Source organism: Actinomadura sp. NAK00032, from assembly GCF_013364275.1.
GTDB lineage: Bacteria > Actinomycetota > Actinomycetes > Streptosporangiales > Streptosporangiaceae > Spirillospora.
In genome coordinates, this window is record NZ_CP054932.1 from 4921453 (window position 1) to 4941063 (window position 19611).

Sequence of the window (19611 nt, forward strand, 5' to 3'; positions counted from 1 at the left end):
TCCGGAGTCAGTGGTCGCGGACCCAGGCGTCGATGAGGTAGGCGGCGCGGGGGCGCGATTCCGGCAGGTAGTGGGTGTCCTTGATGTGGTCGAGGGTCTTGTCGGGCGCCGCCAGGGCGTCGAAGATCGCACGGGCGTCGCTGTCGTAGACGCACGCGTCGGCGGTGGCGTGGATCACCAGTGACGGGACGCTCACGCGCGCGAGGTGCGGCGCGGCGGCGCACTGCGAGGTCCGCAGGCTCCACATCGACAGCCAGGTGCGCAGCGTGCACGTGGAGCCGATGCCGAACACCCCGTAGTTGGCCCTGGCGGGCTCGCCGAGGTAGCAGCGGTTGGGCGCCCGGTCGGACGGCTCGATGGACGGGTCGATCATGCGCAGGTCCGCCCAGGTGCGGTGCACGTTGAACAGGGCGTCGCGGGCCCGGGTGCCCTTCAGCGCGTCCAGGCGGGCGAGGACCCAGTCGGTGATGCGCTCGTTGCGGGCGCGCTGGGCGGCGCGGTAGCGGGCCTGGAAACCGGCGCTGTAGGGCGGGCCGTTCTCCGGGTCGAACGGGTCGAGGGACGGGTCGGCCGACAGCGCGTCGGTCTCGTCGGTGACCGACGGGTCCATCCAGTTGGTGAGGACCTCCGGGCGGCCGGAGTGCGCGGCGAGGGCGATGAACAGGTCCCCGGCGGGCAGGTCCTCGATCGCGGCGACCGGGCGCATCCCGGCCACCGGCGCGACGTTCGGCTCGACGGCCTGCGACTGGTAGGCGGCCATCAGCGAGCCGCCGCCGGAGTTGCCGAGCAGCACGACCCGCTCGGCGCCGGCCCGCTCGCGCAGCCACCGCACGCCCTCGCCGATCTCGGCGAGGGCGTGGTCGAGCAGGAAGTGCGCCTCGTCGCCGCGGAAGCGGGTGTTCCAGCCGAGGAAGCCGTAGCCGCGCGCGGCGAGGTGCTCGGCGAGGTAGTGCTCGGAGAAGTCGACGTTGTAGTGCGCGGCGATGAACGCCGTCCGCGGCGGGCTCCCGGCGGGCCGGTGGTAGACGCCCTGGCACGGGTGGCCGCCCGCGCCCGCCCGGCCGGCCAGGGGCGACGGCAGCCCCACGAACTCCCTGACGATCTCGCCCATCCGGGGACCCCTCCGCGCTACCGAACCGGGTCCTGATCGTAGGGGGCGGGATCCGGCGGCGGCACCCGTTTCGGGGTGCGGGTGGAACGATCGCTTATGCTGCGGCTCACATCCGTTGTGTCGCGAGGAGGCATGATGGCGGATTCGCCGACAATGACGTACGGCGGCTACCTGCGGCTCGACGATCTTCTCTCCTGCCAGGAGCCGAAGACCCGGGCGCACGACGAGCTGCTGTTCGTGATCATTCACCAGGTGTACGAGCTGTGGTTCAAGCAGATCCTGCACGAGGCCGCGCTGCTGCAGCGCCGGCTGGAGGAGGGCAACAGCGCCGGGTCCATGCACACCGCGCGGCGGATCGCCAAGATCCTCAAGACGGTGGTCGGGCAGCTGGACGTGCTGGAGACGATGACGCCGCGCCAGTTCGCCGCGTTCCGCGACGTGCTCGGCAGCTCGAGCGGGTTCCAGAGCGAGCAGTTCCGCGAGATCGAGGCCGTCCTCGGGCGGCGCGCGTTCCCGGCGTCGGTGCTGCGCGAGGACGAGCGGCTGCGCGCCGCCGTGGCCCGCCCGTCGCTGTTCGACTCGCTGCTGCGCTACCTGGACGGCCACGGCTTCCCCGTCCCGCGCGAGGCCCTCGACCGCGACACCTCCGCCCCGTGGGAGCCGGACGCGGGCGTCCAGAAGGCCCTCCTCGCCGCCTACGCCGACGAGTCCGGCGCCGCCGCCGAGGTCTGCGAGGCGCTCGTCGACGTCGACGAGGGCGTCCAGGAGTGGCGGTACCGGCACCTGAAGATGGTCGAGCGGACGATCGGCGCCAAGCTCGGCACCGGCGGGTCGGCGGGCGCCGACTACCTGCGCCGCACGCTGTTCGCGCCCGCGTTCCCCGACCTGTGGGAGGTCCGCTCGCAGACCGAGGAGGCGCCCGTCCATGGCGGGTGACGCGGCGTCCATGGCGGGTGGCGCGGAGCGGGTCGCGATCGTCGGGGCGGGCCTCGCGGGGTCGCTGCTCGCGGTGCTGCTGGGCCGCCGCGGCATCCCCGTCACGGTGTACGAGCGGCGCCCCGACCCGCGCGTCGCGGGCGCCGAGCGGGGCCGCTCGATCAACCTGGCGGTCTCCGCCCGCGGCCTCGCCGCGCTGGAGCAGGTGGGGCTGCGCGACCAGTCCCTCAAGCAGGCGCTGCCCATGCACGGGCGGATGGTGCACCCGCTGCCGGGCGCGCAGAACTTCCAGCCCTACAGCGCCGACGGCGAGCGCGCCATCAACTCCATCAGCCGCGCCGAGCTGAACCGGTCGCTGCTGGACGCCGCCGAGGCCACGCCCGGGGTCGCGTTGCGGTTCTCCCAGCGCGTCACCGGCGTGGACGTCGACGCCGGGGCGCTGCTGTTCGAGGACGCCGATCCCGAGCCCGCCGGCGTCGTGCTGGCCGGGGACGGGGCCTACAGCGCGGTCCGCCGGTCGCTGGGGTTCGACCACGACGCCGACTTCCTGGAGCACGGGTACAAGGAGCTGACCGTCCCGCCGCGCGACGGCGAGTTCGCGCTGGACCCCGACGCGCTGCACATCTGGCCGCGCGGCACCTCGATGATGATCGCGCTGCCGAACCTGGACCGGTCGTTCACCTGCACGCTGTTCTGGCCGAAGGGCGACTTCGAGGCGCTGGCCACCCCGGCGCACGTCACCGCCTACTTCGCCGAGCACTATCCGGACGTCGCGGAGCTGATGCCCGACCTGGCCGCCGACTACGCGCTCAACCCGGTCGGGTCGCTGGTGACCGTCCGGTGCTGGCCGTGGACCCGGTACGGCGACGGCGCCGTCGTCGGGCTGCTCGGCGACGCCGCCCACGCGATCGTCCCGTTCTTCGGGCAGGGCGCCAACTGCGCGTTCGAGGACTGCATCGAGATCGACCGGTGCCTCACCGAGGCCGGCGGTGACTGGCGGCGCGCGCTGTCGCTCTACCAGGAGCGGCGCAAGGCCAACACCGACGCGATCGCCGAGATGGCGCTGGACAACTTCATCGAGATGCGCGACCGGGTGTCGTCCCCGGTGTACCGGGCGAAGCAGGCCGCGGCGCACGCGCTGGAGCGGCGCCTGGCCGGGCGGTACGTCTCCCGCTACGAGCTGGTGTCGTTCTCGACGCTGCCGTACGCCGACATCCCGGCCCGCATCAGGCGCCAGAACCTGGCCCTCGGCGCCGCCGCCGCGGCCGGCGCCGCCGGGCTCGGGCTGGCGCTGCGCGCCCTCCGGCGCGCCCGGCGGTCGGCCGGCTAGCGGGCGCGGCGGCGCAGGCGGCGGCCGGCGGCCAGGTCGGCGACGGCCGCCGCCAGCGCCGCCGCCACGAACCCCAGCACGACGACCAGGCCGTGCCGGAACGCGGTCGCCCACTCCCCCCGCGTGCTCGCCAGCGCGGCGAAGAACACCGCGCCGACGGCGGCGATGCCCATCGCGGTGCCGACCCGCTGGCCGGTCTGCAGCACGCCCGCCGCGCTGCCGCCCTCGGTGTAGTGGACCTCCGACAGCGTCAGCGTCTGGTTGGGGGCGATGACCAGGCCGCTGCCGAGCCCGGCGACCAGCAGCGGCCCCGCCGTGGCCCACGCCACGCCCGGGCCCGGCCGCAGCTCGACGGCCAGCCACGCGGCGCCGAGGCCGATCAGCACCAGGACCAGCCCGGCCGCGACGAGCGGCCGCCCGTAGCGCGTCACGACCCGGCCGCCGGCCGCCGAGGCGAGCCCGGACCCGACCGCGAACGGCGTGATCGCGACGCCCGCGCCGAGCGCGCTGTAGCCGAGGTCGTTCTGCAGGTAGAGGGTGAAGATGAAGAAGACCGCGGTGAACCCGGCGAAGTACAGCAGCGCGATCGCCGAGCCGAGCGCGTAGGAGCGCAGCCGGAACAGCTTCAGGTCCACCATCGGCGTCCGCGCGCGCCGCTCCCACCAGGCGAACACGGCGATCAGCGCGGCGCCGGCGAGGACGAGCAGCCATTTCAGGCCGCTGTGCCACTGCCGCTCCTGCACGAACGGCAGCAGCACGCACACGACGCCCGCGCCGAGCAGGAGCACGCCGAACGGGTCGAGGCCCTGCTGCTCGCCGTAGATCGGGGCGGGCAGCAGCCGCCATGCCAGGAACAGCGCGGCCACCCCGACGGGGACGTTGACGTAGAACACCCACCGCCAGCCCTCCGCGTCGCCGCCGAGGGCGATCAGCCCGCCGCCGAGCAGCGGCCCGACGGCGGTCGCGACGCCGATGACGGCGCCGAGCGCGCCGAACGCCCGGCCCCGCTCCGCGCCCTGGAACAGCTGCTGGATGAGGCCCGCGACCTGCGGGTTGAGGATGCCGCCCGCGACGCCCTGCACGAGCCGGGCGAGGACGAGCAGCAGGATCGTCGGCGCCAGCCCCGCGCCCGCGCTCGCCACCGTGAACAGCGCGAGGCCCGCCATGAACACCGCGCGGCGGCTGCGGGCGTCGCCGAGCCGCCCCGCCGGGACCAGGACGAGCCCGAACGTCAGCGCGTAGCCCGACAGGATCCACTGCAGCTGCGCGTCGGAGGCGTCCAGCCCCGACCGGATCGACGGCAGCGCCACGTTGACGATGCTGACGTCCAGCAGCGTCATGAACGCCGCGACCAGGCACACCGACAGCGCCCGCCACCGGCGGCCGCCGTCCCCGTCCGGTCCCGGGTCGTCCGCGGGTCGTGTCCGCACTGCGGGGTCCTGTCCGCAGATCACCGGATGAAACACGGGGCGGCGGCGGCCCCGCCGCCCGGCTGTGCCACAGTGGCCGGATGACCGACCTGGCCCCGGGGACCGGCCCCGACGAACTGCTGTGCTCCGCCAAGGGCTGCCGCGCCGCCGCCGTGTGGGCGCTCCGCTGGAACAACCCGAAGATCCACACGCCGGACCGGCGGAAGATCTGGCTGGCCTGCGGCGAGCACCGGGAGAGCCTGTCGGCGTTCCTGTCCCGCCGCGACTTCCTCAAGGACGTCGTGCCGGTCGCCGACCGCGACGCGCCGCCGCCGGCGGGCTAGGCGCCGCCGGCGGGCTGGGCGTCGTCGAGGACGGGCTCCCCCGCCGGGCCGGGCACCTCCGGCTCCGGCGCCCGCTCCCGCCAGGCCTCGGCCATCTCGGTGAGCCGGGCGGCGGCGTCCCGCGCGGGCGCGCCGCGCCCGACCGCGAGGCCCAGCAGGTACGCCGTCAGCGGCGCGCCGGGCCGCGCGACGCCGTGCGCGACGTCGCGGGCGAGGTCCAGGATGAGGCCCTGGTCGATGTCGCCGCGCTCCAGCCCCAGTTCGAGGCACGTCGCGTTGATCCAGTCCTCCAGCACCGACATGGCTCCCCCTTCACGCATGGTCACGACGACACCTGCCCACTCTCGCACGGTCAAAGCAGGCGCTCGGCGGCGGCCAGCTCCTCGGGGGTGTCGCAGTCGTACCAGGCGGGGCGCGTGCCCGCCGGCAGCGCGACCGCGGCCGGGCCCAGCGGCCCGAGGACGCCGCGCAGGGACGCGCCGCCGTAGCCGTCCAGGGCGGTGCGCAGCGCCTCCGCCCGCCAGCAGCCGGCGAGCCACTGCTCGCGGCCCTGCCCGTCCAGCAGCACCGCGCCGGGCCGCTCCGCCGTCGCGGCCAGCAGCCGGGCGACGTGGGCGGGGCGCAGGAACGGCAGGTCGGCGGCCAGCAGCGCCAGCCGCGGCGCGCGGACCTCGGCGAGGCCGGCGCGCAGGGCGGGCACCGGGCCAGCGCCGGGCGGGTCCTCGCGGACGACGACCGCGCCCGGCAGGACGTCCCGCCGCGGCCCCACCACGATCAGCCTGGAGGCGCCGGCCGCCGCGGCCGCCGTCCACTCGACGAGCGCGCGGCCGCCGACCCGCGCGGCGGGCTTGTCGGCGCCGAACCGGCGGGCCCGGCCCCCGGCGAGCAGGACCGCGTCGAACTCCACTCAGCCGCCGATCGCCGACATGGGGCGGGCGGGCTGCAGGAACGACGGGTCGTCGATGCCGTGCCCGGCGCGCTTGGCCCGGACGGCCGCGCGCCACCGCTCGGCCAGCTCGGCGTCGGTGGCGCCGCCGCGCAGCGCGTCCCGCAGGTTGGACTCCTCGGTGGCGAACAGGCAGTTGCGGACCTGCCCGTCGGCGGTGAGCCGCACCCGGTCGCAGGCGCCGCAGAACGGCCGGGTCACCGAGCCGATCACGCCGACCGTCGCGGGGCCGCCGCCGACCAGGAACGACTCGGCGGGGGCGCTGCCCCGGTCGTGCGCCGCGTCGGGGGCCAGGTCGAACGCCGCCGACAGCCGGTCCAGGATCTCGTCCGCGGTGATCATGTCGTCGCGGGTCCAGCCGTGCTGGGCGTCCAGCGGCATCTGCTCGATGAACCGCAGCCGGTAGCCGTGCTCCAGGCAGAACCGCAGCAGCGGCACGGCCTCGTGGTCGTTGACCCCGCGCATCAGCACCGCGTTGATCTTCACCGGCTCCAGCCCGGCGGCGCGCGCGGCGGCCAGGCCCTTCAGGACGTCGGCGAACCGGTCGCGGTGCGCGAGCCGCTTGAACGTGGCGCGGTCGAGGGTGTCGAGGGAGACGTTCACCCGGTCCAGGCCCGCCTCGGCCAGCGGCCCCGCCAGCCGGTCCAGGCCGATGCCGTTGGTGGTGAGGGAGATCTGCGGGCGCGGCGACAGCTCCGCCGTCGCCGCGACGATGCCGGGCAGGCCGCGCCGCAGCAGCGGCTCGCCGCCGGTGTAGCGGACCTCGGTGACGCCGAGGTCGCGGACGGCGAGGCCGACCAGCCGGACCACCTCGTCGTCGGTGAGCAGCTCCGGCTTGGGCAGCCAGTCCAGCCCCTCGGGCGGCATGCAGTAGGAGCACCGCAGATTGCAGCGGTCGGTCAGCGAGACCCGCAGGTCCGTCGCGGTACGGCCGAAGGTGTCGACCAGCACGGGCGCCCCTTCCTGCTGGCCGGCGGCCGGGTTCGCGGCCCGCCGGAGGTTGCGGTCGGTCCCACCAGCCTATTGCGGCATTTGACGATCCGGCGCATCGCGTTGGACTGTGACGTTCTGTCCAGCACCAGGGAGGCCGGAGTGACGACGGTACGCGAGTGGGAGTTCGCCGGGACGCGGGGCGCGGTCACCGCCCGGATCTGGGCGGACGGCGAGCCGCGCTACGTCGCGGTGCTGGTGCACGGCTACGGCGAGCACCTCGGCCGCTACGACCACGTCGCGGACGTCCTCGTCCGGCACGGCGCGGTCGTGTGCGGCCCCGACCACATGGGCCACGGCCGGTCCGCCGGCGACCGCGTGCTGATCGAGGACTACGAGGACGTCGCCGCCGACCTGCACACGGTCGTGGAGTCGGCGCGCGGCGACCACCCCGGCCTGCCCGTCGTCGTGATCGGGCACTCGATGGGCGGGTTGATCGCGGCCCGGTACGCGCAGCTGCACGGCGCCGGGCTCGCCGCGCTGGTGCTGTCGGGGCCGGTGCTCGGCCGCTGGCACGCCGTGGACGAGCTGCTGCCCCTCGCGGAGATGCCGGACGCGCCCATCGACACCTCCACGCTGTCGCGCGACCCCGCCGTGGGCGAGGCGTACACCGCGGACCCGCTGGTCTGGCACGGCCCGTTCAAGAAGACCACCATCGTGGCCCTCGACGCGGCCCTGCGCCGCGTCAACGAGCACGGCTCGCTCGGCGCGCTGCCGGTCCTGTACGTGCACGGCGGCGCCGACGAGCTCGTCCGGCCGGGCGACACCCGCACCGGCATCGAGGCGATCCGCGGCGCGGGCCTCACCGAGCGCCTCTATCCGGGCGCCCGCCACGAGGTGTTCAACGAGACCAACCGCGACGAGGTCCTCGCCGACGTCACCGCCTTCATCGACCGCGCCCTCGGCTCCGTCCGGTCCTGAGGGCGCGCTCCGGTGCACAAAACCCTGGCCAACCTGCTGGTTTGCCGGGAACCCGGCACCGGGACGGGCGCCGCGCGGACATCATTCCCCTTGACGTACACGACTTCGTCAAGGAGGGGAGCCACCCGCCGTGGTCAACTCTGTCGCGCTGGAGGACTTCGCCGGCGGCACCGACGACGAGCGCCTCACCCGCGCGCTGTCGTACGCCGCCGCGCAGACCTACAAGCCCGTCATCATGCTCGCGCAGCCCCGGCAGTACTCCTTCCGGCGGACGCGGATGATGTACAACGGGTTCGCGCTCGCCGGGCCGCCCGCGTCCGGCAGCGAGTTCCGCTACAACGGCAAGGTCAAGATCAACACGCGGGACTCGGGGTGGCTGGACATGTCCGGCTCCCAGCTGAAGGGCGTCTCGATCCGCGACCTGTCCTTCGAGGGCGACTCCAAGTCCACCTTCTTCGTGGACAAGACCCACACCCAGACCGTGCTGTGGGCGTCGCACCTGCACAACCTCGGCTTCTCCCTGTTCAAGCACGTCATCTGGGGCGCGCACACGGCGGTGACGTTCTCGGGCTACTGGGACGTCAACAACTGCTACGACACCGAGTTCAAGCTGTGGGGCAGCGACAACAACTACTGGCCCGACGGGATGCTGCTCGACTCCCCCCACCACCCGCCCGGTGAGCGCTACCACCTGTGGCTGCCGAACCTGAGCAAGTCCAACGTGGGGCCGGTGTACGTGACCGGCAAGCACCAGGTGACGCCGATGCGGATCGACGGCGGCCGCGGCCTGATCGTGTCCGGCGCCCGCCTGGAGGCCCAGGCCGGGAACCCCACCTACGGATCGCAGCTCATCATCACCGGCGGCAAGTTCATCAGGCTGCGCGACCTGTTCTTCTTCAACGGCATGTCCGACCCCGGCGCGCTGCCGGACCCGTCCGAGCACCGCGGGACCGTCACCGTCACCGGCGGCGGCGACCTGCTGTTCGACGGCTGCATGTTCTCCGACGGCGACGGCTCGCAGACCGGCTCGACCCCGGCCGGGACGCCCGAGATCTACCTGGCGGGCGGGCGGCGGATCCGGATCCGCGACCACCAGTCCTCCAGGAAGCCGCGGATCGTGCGGGCCTCGTCGGTGCCCGCCGGCACGATCACCACCGACCCGGACCTGACCGTGACGACCCGCTGAGGGGAGGCCCGCCTCGCGGGCGCCCGGCCCGGCGACGAGCGCGCCGGGGCCGGGCCGCCCGCGAACCGTCAGCCCTTCACGCAGATGAGCTGGCGCAGGCGCGCGACGACCTCGACCAGGTCGGACTGCGCCTCGATGACCTCTTCGAGGTCCTTGTAGGCGCCGGGGATCTCGTCGACGACGCCGCCGTCCTTGCGGCACTCGACGCCCCGCGTCTGCTCGATCAGGTCGTCCACGGTGAAGCGCTTGCGGGCCTTGTTGCGGCTCATCCGGCGGCCCGCGCCGTGCGAGGCGGAGTTGTAGGCGGTCTCGTTGCCGAGGCCGCGCACGATGTAGGTGCCGGTCGCCATCGAGCCCGGGATGATCCCGAGGTCGCCGCGGCCGGCCCGGATCGCGCCCTTGCGGGTGACCAGCAGCTCCTCGCCGCCGTACCGCTCCTCCGCCACGTAGTTGTGGTGGCAGGAGATGACCTCGCCCCACCGGCAGCGCTTCTCGCCGAACCGCTTGGTCACGACGTTCTGCGCGAGCGCCATCATGACCGCGCGGTTGCGGCGCGCGTACTCCTGCGCCCAGAACAGGTCGTGGCGGTAGGCGTCCATCTTGGCGGTGCCGGCCAGGAACACCGCGAGGTCGGGGTCGGGCAGGTCCTGGTTGTGGGGCAGCTTGCGGGCCGCCTCGATGTGGTGCCCGGCGAGCTCGTTGCCGATGTTGCGCGACCCCGAGTGCAGGACGAGCCAGATCGCGCCCTTGTCGTCGGCGCACAGCTCCAGGAAGTGGTTGCCGCCGCCGAGCGTGCCCATCTGCTGGCGGGCGCGCCCGAGGCGGGCCCGGACGGCCGGGTGCAGCTCGTCGAACTCCTTCCAGAACCCGTACCAGCCGCGCTCCTTCAGGTTCGGCAGCCCCGACGGGTCGACGGCCTCCTTGTGGGAGCCGCGCCCGACCGGGATCGCCTTCTCCAGCCGGTGCCGGATGCCGGCCAGGTCGTCCGGCATGTCCTCCACGGTGAGGGACGACTTGACCGCGGTCATCCCGCAGCCGATGTCGACGCCGACCGCCGCCGGGGACACCGCGTCCTTCATCGCGATGACCGAGCCGACGGTCGCGCCCTTGCCGTAGTGGACGTCGGGCATGACCGCGAGGCCCTCCACCCACGGCAGGGCGGAGACGTTGCGGAGCTGGTCGAGGGCGATGTCCTCGACGGTGTCGGGGGCGGTCCACATCCTGATGGGCACGCGGCCGCCCTTGAGCGTCTGGTACGGCACGCCATCTCCTTGATCGTCGGGAACCGGACCGCGATCCATGAGGCCAGAAACACCGGCCGCCGTACAACCGGTTTTCCCGTCCCGGAGGGGTTTACGACCGTTCGGCGCCGCGGCGTTCGGTGAGCCCGCGCCGGTCGAGGTGGCGCAGCAGCGCGACGGCGACGCGGCGGCCGGTGCCGAGGGCCTCGGCGGCCTGGCCGGGCGTGAACGGCTGCGGCAGGGCGTCCAGGACCCGCAGCGCCGCCAGGTCCGCGCCGGGCGCCAGCACGATCTCGCCCTCCGCGTCCTCATCCGCCCCGTCCTGTCCGGCGCCGTCCCGCCCAGCACCGTCCTGCCCGGCGCCGTCCCGCCCCGGGTCGCGAGGGACGCGCAGGACCGCGCCCGCGCGCTCGGCGGCGTCGAGCAGCTCCCCGGTGAGGCCGAGCTCGCGGAGCCGCTCGGCCGACGGCGGCGCGAACGGGGCGCCGTCGAGGTCGGCGCGGAGCCGGTCGACGGCGCCGGCCCAGGGCTGCGGGGGCTCCGCGGCGATCGCGGCGGGGGCGGCCGGGCGGGCCTCGGCGGCGGCCGGCGGGCCGGGCGGCGGGCCGTAGACGCGTCCCGCGTCCACCCGCAGCGGCGGCCGGACCAGCGCGGCGACGAGCTGCCGGGCCGGCAGGCCGAGCCGCAGCCGGACGGTCTCCAGCGGGATGCCGGGCGCGTGCGGGCTGCCCGCGGCGTGCCGGGACGCCTCCTCGGCGAGCCGGTCGAACAGCGCCGACCAGTGCGCCGGGTCGGCGAGCCACTCGCCGTTCAGCGCGACCGCGTCCGGCGGCGGCGCGCAGCCCATCAGCGACAGCTCCGAGCGCCGCAGCACGCCGTGCCGGCGCAGCACGACCGCGCCGTCCGGCCGGTCGGGCCAGGACGCCAGCTCGCGGGCGCGGGCCGCGCCGGCGCCGCGCCGCACCAGGGTCGGCGGCCGGACGTCCAGCACGCTCACCCCGGCCATCGAGCGGCGCGCCGGGTCGCGCAGGACGCCGGTGTCGCCGAGGTGCAGCGCGAGCCGGGTGTTCAGCGTCAGCCGGGCGGTGTCGGGACCGAGCGGGCGCAGCCGGACCGGGACGGCGGCGGTCCCGAGGTGCAGCGTGAGCTGCCGCGCGAGCCGCCCCGACGCCGCGCCGAACCGGGTGCGGACGTCGACGCAGGTGGTGTGGGTCCAGGCGCCGGGCGTGACGAGGGCCATGCCGGGGTCGACGCGGCCGGCGTCGCGCAGCGTCAGCACGACCCGGGACACCCCGCCGACGGACTCGCGCGGCTCGCCGGCGCAGCCGATCGTGCGGACGCGGACGCGCTCCCCGGCGGGCATGAGCAGCAGTTCGTCGCCGACGGCGACGGTGCCGGCGGCGAGGGTGCCGGTGACGGCGGTCTGCCGCCCGGCGGTGATGGCGTGGTCGACCCACAGCCGCACCGGGGCGGCCGGGTCGGGGACGGGCAGCCGACCCGCGAGCCGGTCGAGGGCGGCGGCCAGCTCGGCCACGCCGGTGCCGGTGGCGGCGCTGACGGCGACGGCCTCCACGCCCTTGAGCGGGGTGCCGGCGAGCCGCTCGCGGACCTGGCGCAGCGCGAGCCTGGCGTCGGCGCTGTCGGCCTTGGTGACCGCGAGGACGCCGAACCGGACGCCGAGCGCGCCGAGGGCGTCCAGGTGCTCGCCGGTCTGCGGCATCCACCCCTCGTCGGCGGCGACGGCGAGCAGCGCGGCGGGCGCCGGCGCGGCGCCCGCGAGCATGGCCGGCAGCGACCGCCCGGCGCCGGGGACGTCGACGAACGCGACGCGCCGCCCCGAGGGCAGCTCCGTCCAGGCGCCCGTCTCGCCGGGCTCCTTGCCGGTGAGGGCGCGCACGAGCGCCGACTTGCCGTGCCCACCGTGACCGGCGGTGGTGACGACCTGCATCAGCGTCCTTTCCGTGCCGGGACGCGGGAGGCCGTGCGGGGGGATGCATCGCGGGGGTTGCGCAGACGAAGGTCCACGGAAGGCAACCCTAGGGACGCCGGGGCCCGGCGTCGAACCCGGTCCGGCCGGTGCGGACGCGCCGACACGCCCACCGACCGCACGTCAACCACAAACGACCAGAAATCGCCGCCGAATCGGCCCCGCCGGAAGCGGCACCCGCGAAGGAGCATGAGCGAACCGGCCGATCTATGCTTACTTTCTCTAAGTAAGTACAGAGCGGACGGGAGCACGCCGCGCGGCCGGGCCGCCGCCGGCCGGACGCACGATCGCCCCTCGGGAGGTTCGCATGACCGGCGCCCCGGCCACGGCGCGCACCGCGGCCGGCCCCCCGCCCGCGGGCCCCGCGCGCACCGGCCGCATCCTGCTCGCCCTCGCGGCGGCCGGGATGGTCGTCTCGGTGCAGCAGACCCTGGTGCTGCCGCTGCTGCCCCAGTTCATGGTCCGCTTCGACGCCCCGATCACCGACGTGACGTGGGTGTTCACCGCGTCGCTGCTGACCGGCGCGGTCGCCACCCCGCTGCTGGCGCGGTTCGGCGACATGTACGGCAAGAAGCGGATGATCCTGCTCGCGCTGGTGCTGCTGCTGGCCGGCTCGGTGGTCTGCGCGGTGTCGGCCTCGCTGCCGGTCCTCATCGCCGGGCGCGCGCTGCAGGGCGTGTCGTCGTCGATGATCCCGCTCGCCATCGGCATGATCCGGGACGCGTTCCCGCGCGAGCGGATCACCACCGCGATCGGCATCGTCAGCGCCACCATGGGCGTCGGCGGCAGCGCCGGCATGATCGTGACGGGGCTGATCGCGGCCCGCACCGACAGCCACCACCCGGTCTTCTGGATCACCGCGGCGCTGGCCGCCGGCGCGCTGGCGCTGGTCGCGGCGCTCGCCCGCGACGCCGGCGTCCGGGCCGGCGGCCGGCCCGACTTCGGCGGCGCGGTCCTGCTCGCCGGCTGGCTGGTGTGCCTGCTGCTCGGCATCAGCGAGGGCAACGCGTGGGGCTGGACGTCCGGCGGCGTCCTCGGCCTGTTCGGCGGCGCCGCCGCGCTGTGCGCGGTGTGGGTCGCGGTGCAGCTGCGGGTCCGCGCCCCGCTGGTGCGGCTGAACCTGCTGGTCGGGGCGCGGTCGCTGTCGGCGAACGTCGCCTCGGCGCTGCTCGGGTTCTCGATGTTCGCCGCGTTCACGCTGATCGCCGGGTTCGTGCAGGCGCCGTCGGCGGAGCTCGGGTACGGGCTGGACGGCTCGGTCCTGGACGTCGGCCTCTACATGCTGCCGAGCACGGTGACGATGCTGGTGTTCTCGGCGCTGGCCGGGCGGATCGCCGCGCGGCTCGGCCCGGCCTACACGCTCGCGACCGGATCGGCCTTCGCCGGGCTGTGCTACGTCTGGCTCGCGGTGTCCAACTCGCACGTTTACGACATGCTCGCGTTCAGCGCCATCCAGGGCATCGGGTTCGGGATCGCCTACGCGGCGCTCGGGACGCTCGCCGTCCAGCACGTGCCGATGGACCAGAGCGGCATCGCCAGCGGCATCAACTCGCTCGTCCGCACCACCGGCGGCGGCGTGGCGGGCGCCGTGACCGCGTCGATCCTGGCCGGGCGGGTGATCGCGGGGACGGACGTGCCGACGCTCGGCGCGTACGAGCTGTGCTTCTGGATCGTCGCGGCGGGCGCCTTCGCGGCCGCGCTCGTCGCCGTCGCGCACGGCCTGCGCCACCCCGACTGACGGCCCCGTCGAGGGCCCCGGAAGGCGGCCGCGCGCGGGGGCGCGGAGACGGGCGGGGCGGCGCGGGCTCTTGACGAACCGGCCCCGGGGCATGCCCTATAGGGGTGCGGCCCGATTTCGGGAACGGGCCTCAGCGCAGACCCGGGCCACGGAGCGACCGGCCGGCGGCCCGCCACCGGGAGGACGACATGGGCGCCTACGCGGCCGCGTACGAACGCAGCATCGCCGACCCGACCCGCTTCTGGGGGCTGGCGGCGCGCGACGTCCGCTGGCTCGTCCCGCCGGACCGGGTCCTGGACGACGGCGCGCCGCCGTTCTACCGGTGGTTCACCGGCGGCGAGCTGAACACCTGCGACAACGCGCTGGACCGGCACGTGGAGGAGGGCCGCGGCGACCAGCCCGCGCTGATCTACGACAGCCCGGTCACCGGGACGGTCCGCACCTACAGCTACCGGGAGCTGACCGGCCTCGTCGCGCGGTTCGCCGGGGCGCTGCGCGCGCAGGGCGTCGACCGCGGCGACCGGGTCGTCATCTACCTGCCGATGGTGCCGGAGGCGGTCATCGCGATGCTGGCGTGCGCCCGGCTCGGCGCGGTGCACTCGGTCGTGTTCGGCGGGTTCGCGGCGCGGGAGCTGGCGGTCCGCATCGACGACGCCCGGCCCAAGGCGGTCGTGTCGGCGTCCTGCGGGATCGAGGCGGGCCGGGTCGTCGCCTACAAGCCGCTGCTCGACCAGGCGCTGGAGATGGCGCGGCACAAGGTCGAGCGGTGCGTGATCCGCCAGCGCGAGCAGCTGCACGCCGACCTCGTCCGGCCCCGGGACGTGGAGTGGGACGAGGCGGTCGCCGCCGCCGAGCCCGCCGAGTGCGTGCCCGTCGCCGCCACCGACCCGCTCTACATCCTCTACACCTCGGGGACGACCGGGCGGCCGAAGGGCGTCGTCCGCGACAACGGCGGGCACGCGGTGGCGCTGCGCTGGTCGATGGAGAACGTGTTCGGCGTCGGGCCCGGCGACGTGTTCTGGGCCGCGTCGGACGTCGGCTGGGTCGTCGGGCACTCCTACATCGTGTACGCGCCGCTGCTCACCGGCTGCGCGACCGTCCTGTACGAGGGCAAGCCGGTGGGGACGCCGGACGCGGGCGCGTTCTGGCGCGTCGCGGCGCAGCACCGGGTGAAGGCGCTGTTCGCGGCGCCGACCGCGATCCGGGCGATCAAGAAGGAGGACCCGGAGGGCGCGCTGCTCGCCGGGCACGACCTGGCGGCGCTGGACACGCTGTTCCTCGCCGGGGAGCGCCTCGACCCCGACACCTACCGGTGGGCGTCGCGCGTCCTGGACCGGCCGGTCATCGACCACTGGTGGCAGACCGAGACGGGCTGGCCGATCGTGGCGAACCTGCGCGGGCTGGAGCCGATGCCGGTCAGGGCGGGCTCGCCCTCGGTGCCGGTGCCCGGCTACGACGTGCGGATCCTCGGCCCGGACGGCGGGGCCGTGCCGCCCGGCACCGACGGCGACATCGCGATCCGGCTGCCGCTGCCGCCCGGCACGCTGCCGACGCTGTGGCAGGACGACGAGCGGTTCGTCGAGTCGTACCTGACGAAGTTCCCCGGGCACTACCTGACCGGCGACGGCGGCCACATCGACGAGGACGGCTACGTGTGGGTGATGGGCCGCACCGACGACGTCATCAACGTCGCCGGGCACCGGCTGTCCACCGGGACGATGGAGGAGGTCATGTCCTCCCACCCGGCGGTCGCCGAGTGCGCGGTCATCGGCGTCGAGGACGCGCTGAAGGGCCAGGTCCCGCGCGGGCTGGTGGTGCTCAAGAGCGGCGTCCTCGCCGAGCCGGCCGAGCTGGCCGCCGAGCTGGTCGCGATGGTGCGCGAGCAGGTCGGGCCCGTCGCCGCGCTCAAGGAGGTCGCGGTCGTCCCGGCGCTGCCGAAGACCCGCTCGGGCAAGATCCTGCGGGGCGTGATGCGGGGCATCGCCGACGGCCGCGAGGTGACCGTCCCGTCCACGATCGAGGACCCCGGCGTGCTGGACGACCTGCGCCCCGTCCTGCGCCGGTCATGACCGCCCGCGACCGGGCGGGGCGCTAGGGCCGGTGGCCGGTCCGCTTGGGCCACAGCGCGGCGACCAGGCAGACGCCGGCCGCCGCGAGCACGATCTGCAGGACGGTCTCCCAGGGGCTCCAGCCGCCGCCGGTGAGGCCGAACACCTGCGCCAGCCCCGTCCCGGCGAACGCCGCGACGACGCCGGTCGCCATCAGCAGCCAGACCGGCATGCCCGGCCGCCCGGGCGCGATCAGCCGTCCGAGGATCCCGATCACCGCGCCCAGGACGACGGCGGCCGCGAGCCCGGTGATGGTCATGTGGCCTGCGCTCCTTCGCTCCCCCCGCCCCGCCGGAGCGGTAGCCCCTCCCCTACCCGCGTCGCGCGCGGCGACACGGCCGGGGGGCGTCAGCGGACGACGAGCGTGCGCCGCCCCCGGGGGACCAGTTCGCCGATCACCGGGGCGCCCGGGACCTCCCCGGCGACCAGCAGCCCGCCGGAGGTCTGCGCGTCGGCCAGCAGCAGCCGCTCCTCCTCGCCGATGCGGCGGAAGTCGGTGTGCGGGGACACCCACGCCAGGTTGCGGCGCGTCGCGCCGGGGACGAACCCGTCCCGGACGGCGGGCCGGGCCCCGTCCAGGTAGGGGACGGCGGCGGCGTCGACGACGGCCGTGACGCCGCTCGCCCGCGCCACCTTGTACAGGTGGCCGAGCAGCCCGAACCCGGACACGTCGGTCGCGCACACGGCGCCGCGCTCCAGCGCGGCGATCCCCGCGCCGGCGTTGAGCCGCGTCATCGTCTCCACGGCGTGCGGGAACACCTCGCCGGTCGCCTTGTGCCGGGCGTTGAGGACGCCGAGGCCGAGCGGCTTGGTCAGCGACAGCGGGACGCCGGGGCGGCCGGCGTCCAGCCGCAGCAGCCGGTCCGGGTCGGCGAGCCCGGTGACGGCGAGCCCGTACTTGGGCTCGGGGTCGTCGATGCTGTGCCCGCCCGCGATCGCGCAGCCGGCGAGCGCCGCGGCGTCCCGGCCGCCGCGCAGCACCTCGCGGGCGAGTTCGGCGGGCAGCGCGTCGACGGGCCAGCCGAGCAGGTTGACGGCCATCAGCGGCTCGCCGCCGACCGCGTAGACGTCGGAGAGCGCGTCGGCGGCGGCGATGCGGCCCCAGTCGTAGGCGTCGTCGACGACGGGGGTGAAGAAGTCGGCGGTGGAGACCACGGCCCGGCCGCCGGCGATCCGCAGCACGGCCGCGTCGTCGCCGTCCGGCCCGCCGACCAGCAGGGCGTCGTCCCCGCCGGTGAGGCCGGTCACGACCCGCTCCAGCACCCCGGGCGGGATCTTGCAGGCGCAGCCGCCGCCGTGGGCGTACTGCGTCAGGCGGGCGACGGGGGCGAGGCTGGTCACCCGCACGATTTAACGCACAACTATCGCAAATGATCAAGAAACGGACAGTACGGAGGCGGTCACCGAACGGCGAACATCCCGCCCGACCAGCGCGGAAAACCGCGAACCCCTTGTCCGAACCCTGTTCGGCATGATGCGATCTCCCCTCTGCAAGTCATCACTTACTTTCAAGGGGCGACATGGGGATTCGGGAACAGCAGGCGGTACTCGATCAGGCCGTTGCCGGGCAGACGGTGTGCACGAACCTGGCGGCGACCGTCGAGCGGCACGGCGGCCGGCCCGCCTACGCCGACCGGATCGACGGCGCGTGGCGGACCCTGACCTGGGCCGACACCCGGACCCGGGCACTGGAGACGGCGGCCGGGTTCGCCGCGCTCGGCCTGGAGCCGGGCGACGTGGTCGCGCTGATGATGCCGAACCGCTCCGAGCACGTCCTCGCCGACCTCGGCGCCGTGCACGCCGGCGGCGTCCCGACCACCGTGTACGCGACGCTCGCCGCCGACCAGATCGCGTTCGTGGCCGGGGACTGCGCCGCCAAGTACGCCGTCCTGGACGGCAAGGACCAGCTCGACCGCTGGCAGCCCGTCCTCGACCGGCTGCCGGACCTGCGCACGGTCATCGTGGTGGACGCCGCCGCCTGCCCGGACGGCGACCGCTACCTCAGCTGGGAGGCCTTCACCGCGCTCGGCCGCGAGCGGCTCGCCGCCGACCCGGCCGAGATCGACCGCCGCTGGCGGGCGGTCAAGCCGGAGGACACCGTCACGCTCCTCTACACCTCCGGCACCACCGGCGACCCCAAGGGCGTGCTGATCACCCACTCGATGGTGCTGCACGAGGCCGAGATGGTGGAGCGCAGCTCCGTGCTGCCCGAGCACCCGGCCGGGGTCTCCTACCTGCCGTTCGCGCACATCGCCGACCGCGTCCTCAGCTACTACCTGCCGATCCGGCTGGCGTCCCACGTCCACTTCTGCCCGGACCCCGCCCAGCTCACCACCGTGCTCGCCGAGGTGCGGCCGCACTCCTTCTTCGGCGTGCCGCGCGTCTGGGAGAAGATCATGGCGGGCATCCAGGCGGTGCTGTCCGCCGAGCAGGACGAGGCCAAGAAGCAGGCGGTCGGCGCCGCGCTGGAGGCCGGCCGCGCCTACGTCACCGCCCAGGAGTTCGGCAACGCCCTCACCCCCGAGATCACCGCCGCGTTCGAGCGGGCCGACCAGGCCGTCCTCACCCCGATGCGCGGGCTGCTCGGACTGGACCGCGTCCGGCAGGCCTCCAGCGCCGCGGCGCCGCTGCCGGTGGAGGTCGCCCGGTTCTTCTCCGGCCTCGGCCTGAAGATCTTCGACGCCTACGGGATGACGGAGACGACCGGCGCCATCACCGCCAACCTCGCCGACTCCTTCAAGCTCGGCACCGTCGGCCGCCCGTTCGCCGGGGTGGAGCTGAGGCTCGCCGAGGACGGCGAGATCCTCGTGCGCGGCGCCACCTGCACCCCCGGCTACCTGAACCGCCCGGACGCGACCGCCGACCTCATCGACGCCGACGGCTGGGTCAGCACCGGCGACGTCGGGCGGCTGGACGAGGACGGCTTCCTCACCGTCGTCGACCGCAAGAAGGAGCTGATCATCACCGCGGGCGGGGAGAACATCGCCCCGTCCCTGATCGAGAACCACCTCAAGGAGCACCCGCTCGTCGGGCAGGCGCTCGCCTTCGGGGACCGGCGCCCCTACGTGGTCGCCCTCATCACCCTGGACGGCGAGGTCGCCCCCGTCTGGGCCGCCGCCCACGGCATCGACACCACCGACCTCGCCGCCCTGGCCGAGCACCCCCTCGTGCGGGAGGAGGTCGCGAAGGCCGTCGAGGACGCCAACGCCCGCCTCGCCCGCGTCCAGCAGGTGAAGAAGTGGCGCGTGCTGCCCGCCGAGTGGACCGCCGAGAGCGAGGAGCTCACCCCGACCCTCAAGCTCAAGCGCCGCGTCGTGCACACCAAGTACTCGCCCGACATCGACGCCCTCTACGCGGGCTGACC

Annotated in this window: 17 protein-coding genes; 8 read left to right on the plus strand and 9 right to left on the minus strand. The window is 74.9% G+C overall.

All coding sequences use genetic code 11. The features are described 5' to 3' along the window. Window positions 1–7: 7 nt before the first annotated feature. The gene (locus HUT06_RS22905) at window positions 8–1111 is read right to left on the minus strand and encodes an alpha/beta hydrolase (RefSeq protein ID WP_176197603.1); all 1104 of its coding nucleotides are present in this window, start codon (window positions 1109–1111) and stop codon (window positions 8–10) included. Between the two features lie 132 nt (window positions 1112–1243). On the opposite strand from HUT06_RS22905, the gene HUT06_RS22910 reads away from it, so the two are divergent. Both HUT06_RS22910 and HUT06_RS22915 read left to right on the plus strand, forming a co-directional pair. Then, window positions 1244–2047, plus strand: coding sequence for a tryptophan 2,3-dioxygenase (locus HUT06_RS22910; protein ID WP_254715336.1), 804 nt, complete (start codon window positions 1244–1246; stop codon window positions 2045–2047). Continuing rightward, window positions 2037–3377 carry an NAD(P)/FAD-dependent oxidoreductase gene (locus HUT06_RS22915; RefSeq protein WP_217711405.1) on the plus strand — a complete coding sequence of 447 codons (1341 nt, stop codon included), beginning with the start codon at window positions 2037–2039 and terminating at the stop codon, window positions 3375–3377. Before HUT06_RS22910 ends, HUT06_RS22915 begins: the two co-directional genes overlap by 11 nt. On the opposite strand, the gene HUT06_RS22920 is transcribed toward HUT06_RS22915, so the two are convergent. Then, a complete protein-coding gene (locus HUT06_RS22920) occupies window positions 3374–4807 on the minus strand; it encodes a DHA2 family efflux MFS transporter permease subunit (protein WP_254715337.1) in 1434 nt (477 codons plus the stop codon). The two genes, HUT06_RS22915 and HUT06_RS22920, sit on opposite strands and share 4 nt — an antisense overlap. An 80-nt stretch (window positions 4808–4887) precedes the next feature. Here HUT06_RS22920 and HUT06_RS22925 point away from each other — a divergent pair, with 80 nt between their 5' ends. Beyond that, window positions 4888–5130: a hypothetical protein gene (locus HUT06_RS22925; RefSeq protein ID WP_176197604.1), complete on the plus strand. Its 243-nt coding sequence runs from the start codon at window positions 4888–4890 to the stop codon at window positions 5128–5130. On the opposite strand, the gene HUT06_RS22930 is transcribed toward HUT06_RS22925, so the two are convergent. The 3 genes from HUT06_RS22930 to moaA are packed head-to-tail and all read right to left on the minus strand — an operon-like array spanning window position 5127 to window position 7027. Next, window positions 5127–5450, minus strand: coding sequence for a DUF6457 domain-containing protein (locus HUT06_RS22930; protein ID WP_368407035.1), 324 nt, complete (start codon window positions 5448–5450; stop codon window positions 5127–5129). The two genes, HUT06_RS22925 and HUT06_RS22930, sit on opposite strands and share 4 nt — an antisense overlap. 32 nt (window positions 5451–5482) lie before the next feature. Then, on the minus strand, window positions 5483–6037 hold the full coding sequence (locus HUT06_RS22935) for a molybdenum cofactor guanylyltransferase (RefSeq protein WP_176197605.1): 555 nt from the start codon (window positions 6035–6037) through the stop codon (window positions 5483–5485). Next, window positions 6038–7027: a GTP 3',8-cyclase MoaA gene (gene moaA, locus HUT06_RS22940; RefSeq protein WP_176197606.1), complete on the minus strand. Its 990-nt coding sequence runs from the start codon at window positions 7025–7027 to the stop codon at window positions 6038–6040. Window positions 7028–7168: 141 nt separating this feature from the next. On the opposite strand from moaA, the gene HUT06_RS22945 reads away from it, so the two are divergent. Then, window positions 7169–7987, plus strand: coding sequence for an alpha/beta hydrolase (locus HUT06_RS22945; RefSeq protein ID WP_176197607.1), 819 nt, complete (start codon window positions 7169–7171; stop codon window positions 7985–7987). A 130-nt stretch (window positions 7988–8117) separates the two neighbouring features. Further along, entirely contained in the window at window positions 8118–9173 is a 1056-nt protein-coding gene (locus HUT06_RS22950) for a hypothetical protein (RefSeq protein WP_176197608.1), read from the plus strand. A 68-nt stretch (window positions 9174–9241) separates the two neighbouring features. On the opposite strand, the gene HUT06_RS22955 is transcribed toward HUT06_RS22950, so the two are convergent. Both HUT06_RS22955 and HUT06_RS22960 read right to left on the minus strand, forming a co-directional pair. Further along, a complete protein-coding gene (locus HUT06_RS22955; protein WP_176197609.1) occupies window positions 9242–10435 on the minus strand; it encodes an RtcB family protein in 1194 nt (397 codons plus the stop codon). 91 nt (window positions 10436–10526) lie between these two features. After that, window positions 10527–12362, minus strand: a complete 1836-nt coding sequence (locus HUT06_RS22960) for a SelB C-terminal domain-containing protein (protein WP_176197610.1) — start codon at window positions 12360–12362, stop codon at window positions 10527–10529. 346 nt (window positions 12363–12708) lie between these two features. Between HUT06_RS22960 and HUT06_RS22965 the strand changes: the two genes are divergently transcribed. After that, complete coding sequence (locus HUT06_RS22965; RefSeq protein WP_176197611.1) at window positions 12709–14139, plus strand: MFS transporter; 1431 nt, start codon at window positions 12709–12711, stop codon at window positions 14137–14139. A 188-nt stretch (window positions 14140–14327) separates the two neighbouring features. After that, on the plus strand, window positions 14328–16208 hold the full coding sequence (locus HUT06_RS22970; protein WP_176197612.1) for a propionyl-CoA synthetase: 1881 nt from the start codon (window positions 14328–14330) through the stop codon (window positions 16206–16208). 22 nt (window positions 16209–16230) lie between these two features. On the opposite strand, the gene HUT06_RS22975 is transcribed toward HUT06_RS22970, so the two are convergent. After that, window positions 16231–16506: a GlsB/YeaQ/YmgE family stress response membrane protein gene (locus HUT06_RS22975; RefSeq protein ID WP_176197613.1), complete on the minus strand. Its 276-nt coding sequence runs from the start codon at window positions 16504–16506 to the stop codon at window positions 16231–16233. Window positions 16507–16595: 89 nt separating this feature from the next. After that, a complete protein-coding gene (gene selD / locus HUT06_RS22980; RefSeq protein ID WP_217711406.1) occupies window positions 16596–17588 on the minus strand; it encodes a selenide, water dikinase SelD in 993 nt (330 codons plus the stop codon). Between the two features lie 179 nt (window positions 17589–17767). Between selD and HUT06_RS22985 the strand changes: the two genes are divergently transcribed. Next, window positions 17768–19609 carry a long-chain fatty acid--CoA ligase gene (locus tag HUT06_RS22985; RefSeq protein ID WP_176197615.1) on the plus strand — a complete coding sequence of 614 codons (1842 nt, stop codon included), beginning with the start codon at window positions 17768–17770 and terminating at the stop codon, window positions 19607–19609. The last annotated feature ends 2 nt before the right edge of the window (window positions 19610–19611 follow it).

Coding starts and splice junctions, on each gene's coding strand:
- HUT06_RS22905 (WP_176197603.1), bottom strand. CDS start 1,111: ATGGGCGAGATCGTCAGGGAGTTCGTGGGGCTGCCGTCGCCCCTGGCC.
- HUT06_RS22910 (WP_254715336.1), top strand. CDS start 1,244: ATGATGGCGGATTCGCCGACAATGACGTACGGCGGCTACCTGCGGCTC.
- HUT06_RS22915 (WP_217711405.1), top strand. CDS start 2,037: ATGGCGGGTGACGCGGCGTCCATGGCGGGTGGCGCGGAGCGGGTCGCG.
- HUT06_RS22925 (WP_176197604.1), top strand. CDS start 4,888: ATGACCGACCTGGCCCCGGGGACCGGCCCCGACGAACTGCTGTGCTCC.
- HUT06_RS22930 (WP_368407035.1), bottom strand. CDS start 5,450: ATGCGTGAAGGGGGAGCCATGTCGGTGCTGGAGGACTGGATCAACGCG.
- HUT06_RS22960 (WP_176197610.1), bottom strand. CDS start 12,362: ATGCAGGTCGTCACCACCGCCGGTCACGGTGGGCACGGCAAGTCGGCG.
- HUT06_RS22965 (WP_176197611.1), top strand. CDS start 12,709: ATGACCGGCGCCCCGGCCACGGCGCGCACCGCGGCCGGCCCCCCGCCC.
- HUT06_RS22970 (WP_176197612.1), top strand. CDS start 14,328: ATGGGCGCCTACGCGGCCGCGTACGAACGCAGCATCGCCGACCCGACC.
- HUT06_RS22975 (WP_176197613.1), bottom strand. CDS start 16,506: ATGACCATCACCGGGCTCGCGGCCGCCGTCGTCCTGGGCGCGGTGATC.
- HUT06_RS22985 (WP_176197615.1), top strand. CDS start 17,768: ATGGGGATTCGGGAACAGCAGGCGGTACTCGATCAGGCCGTTGCCGGG.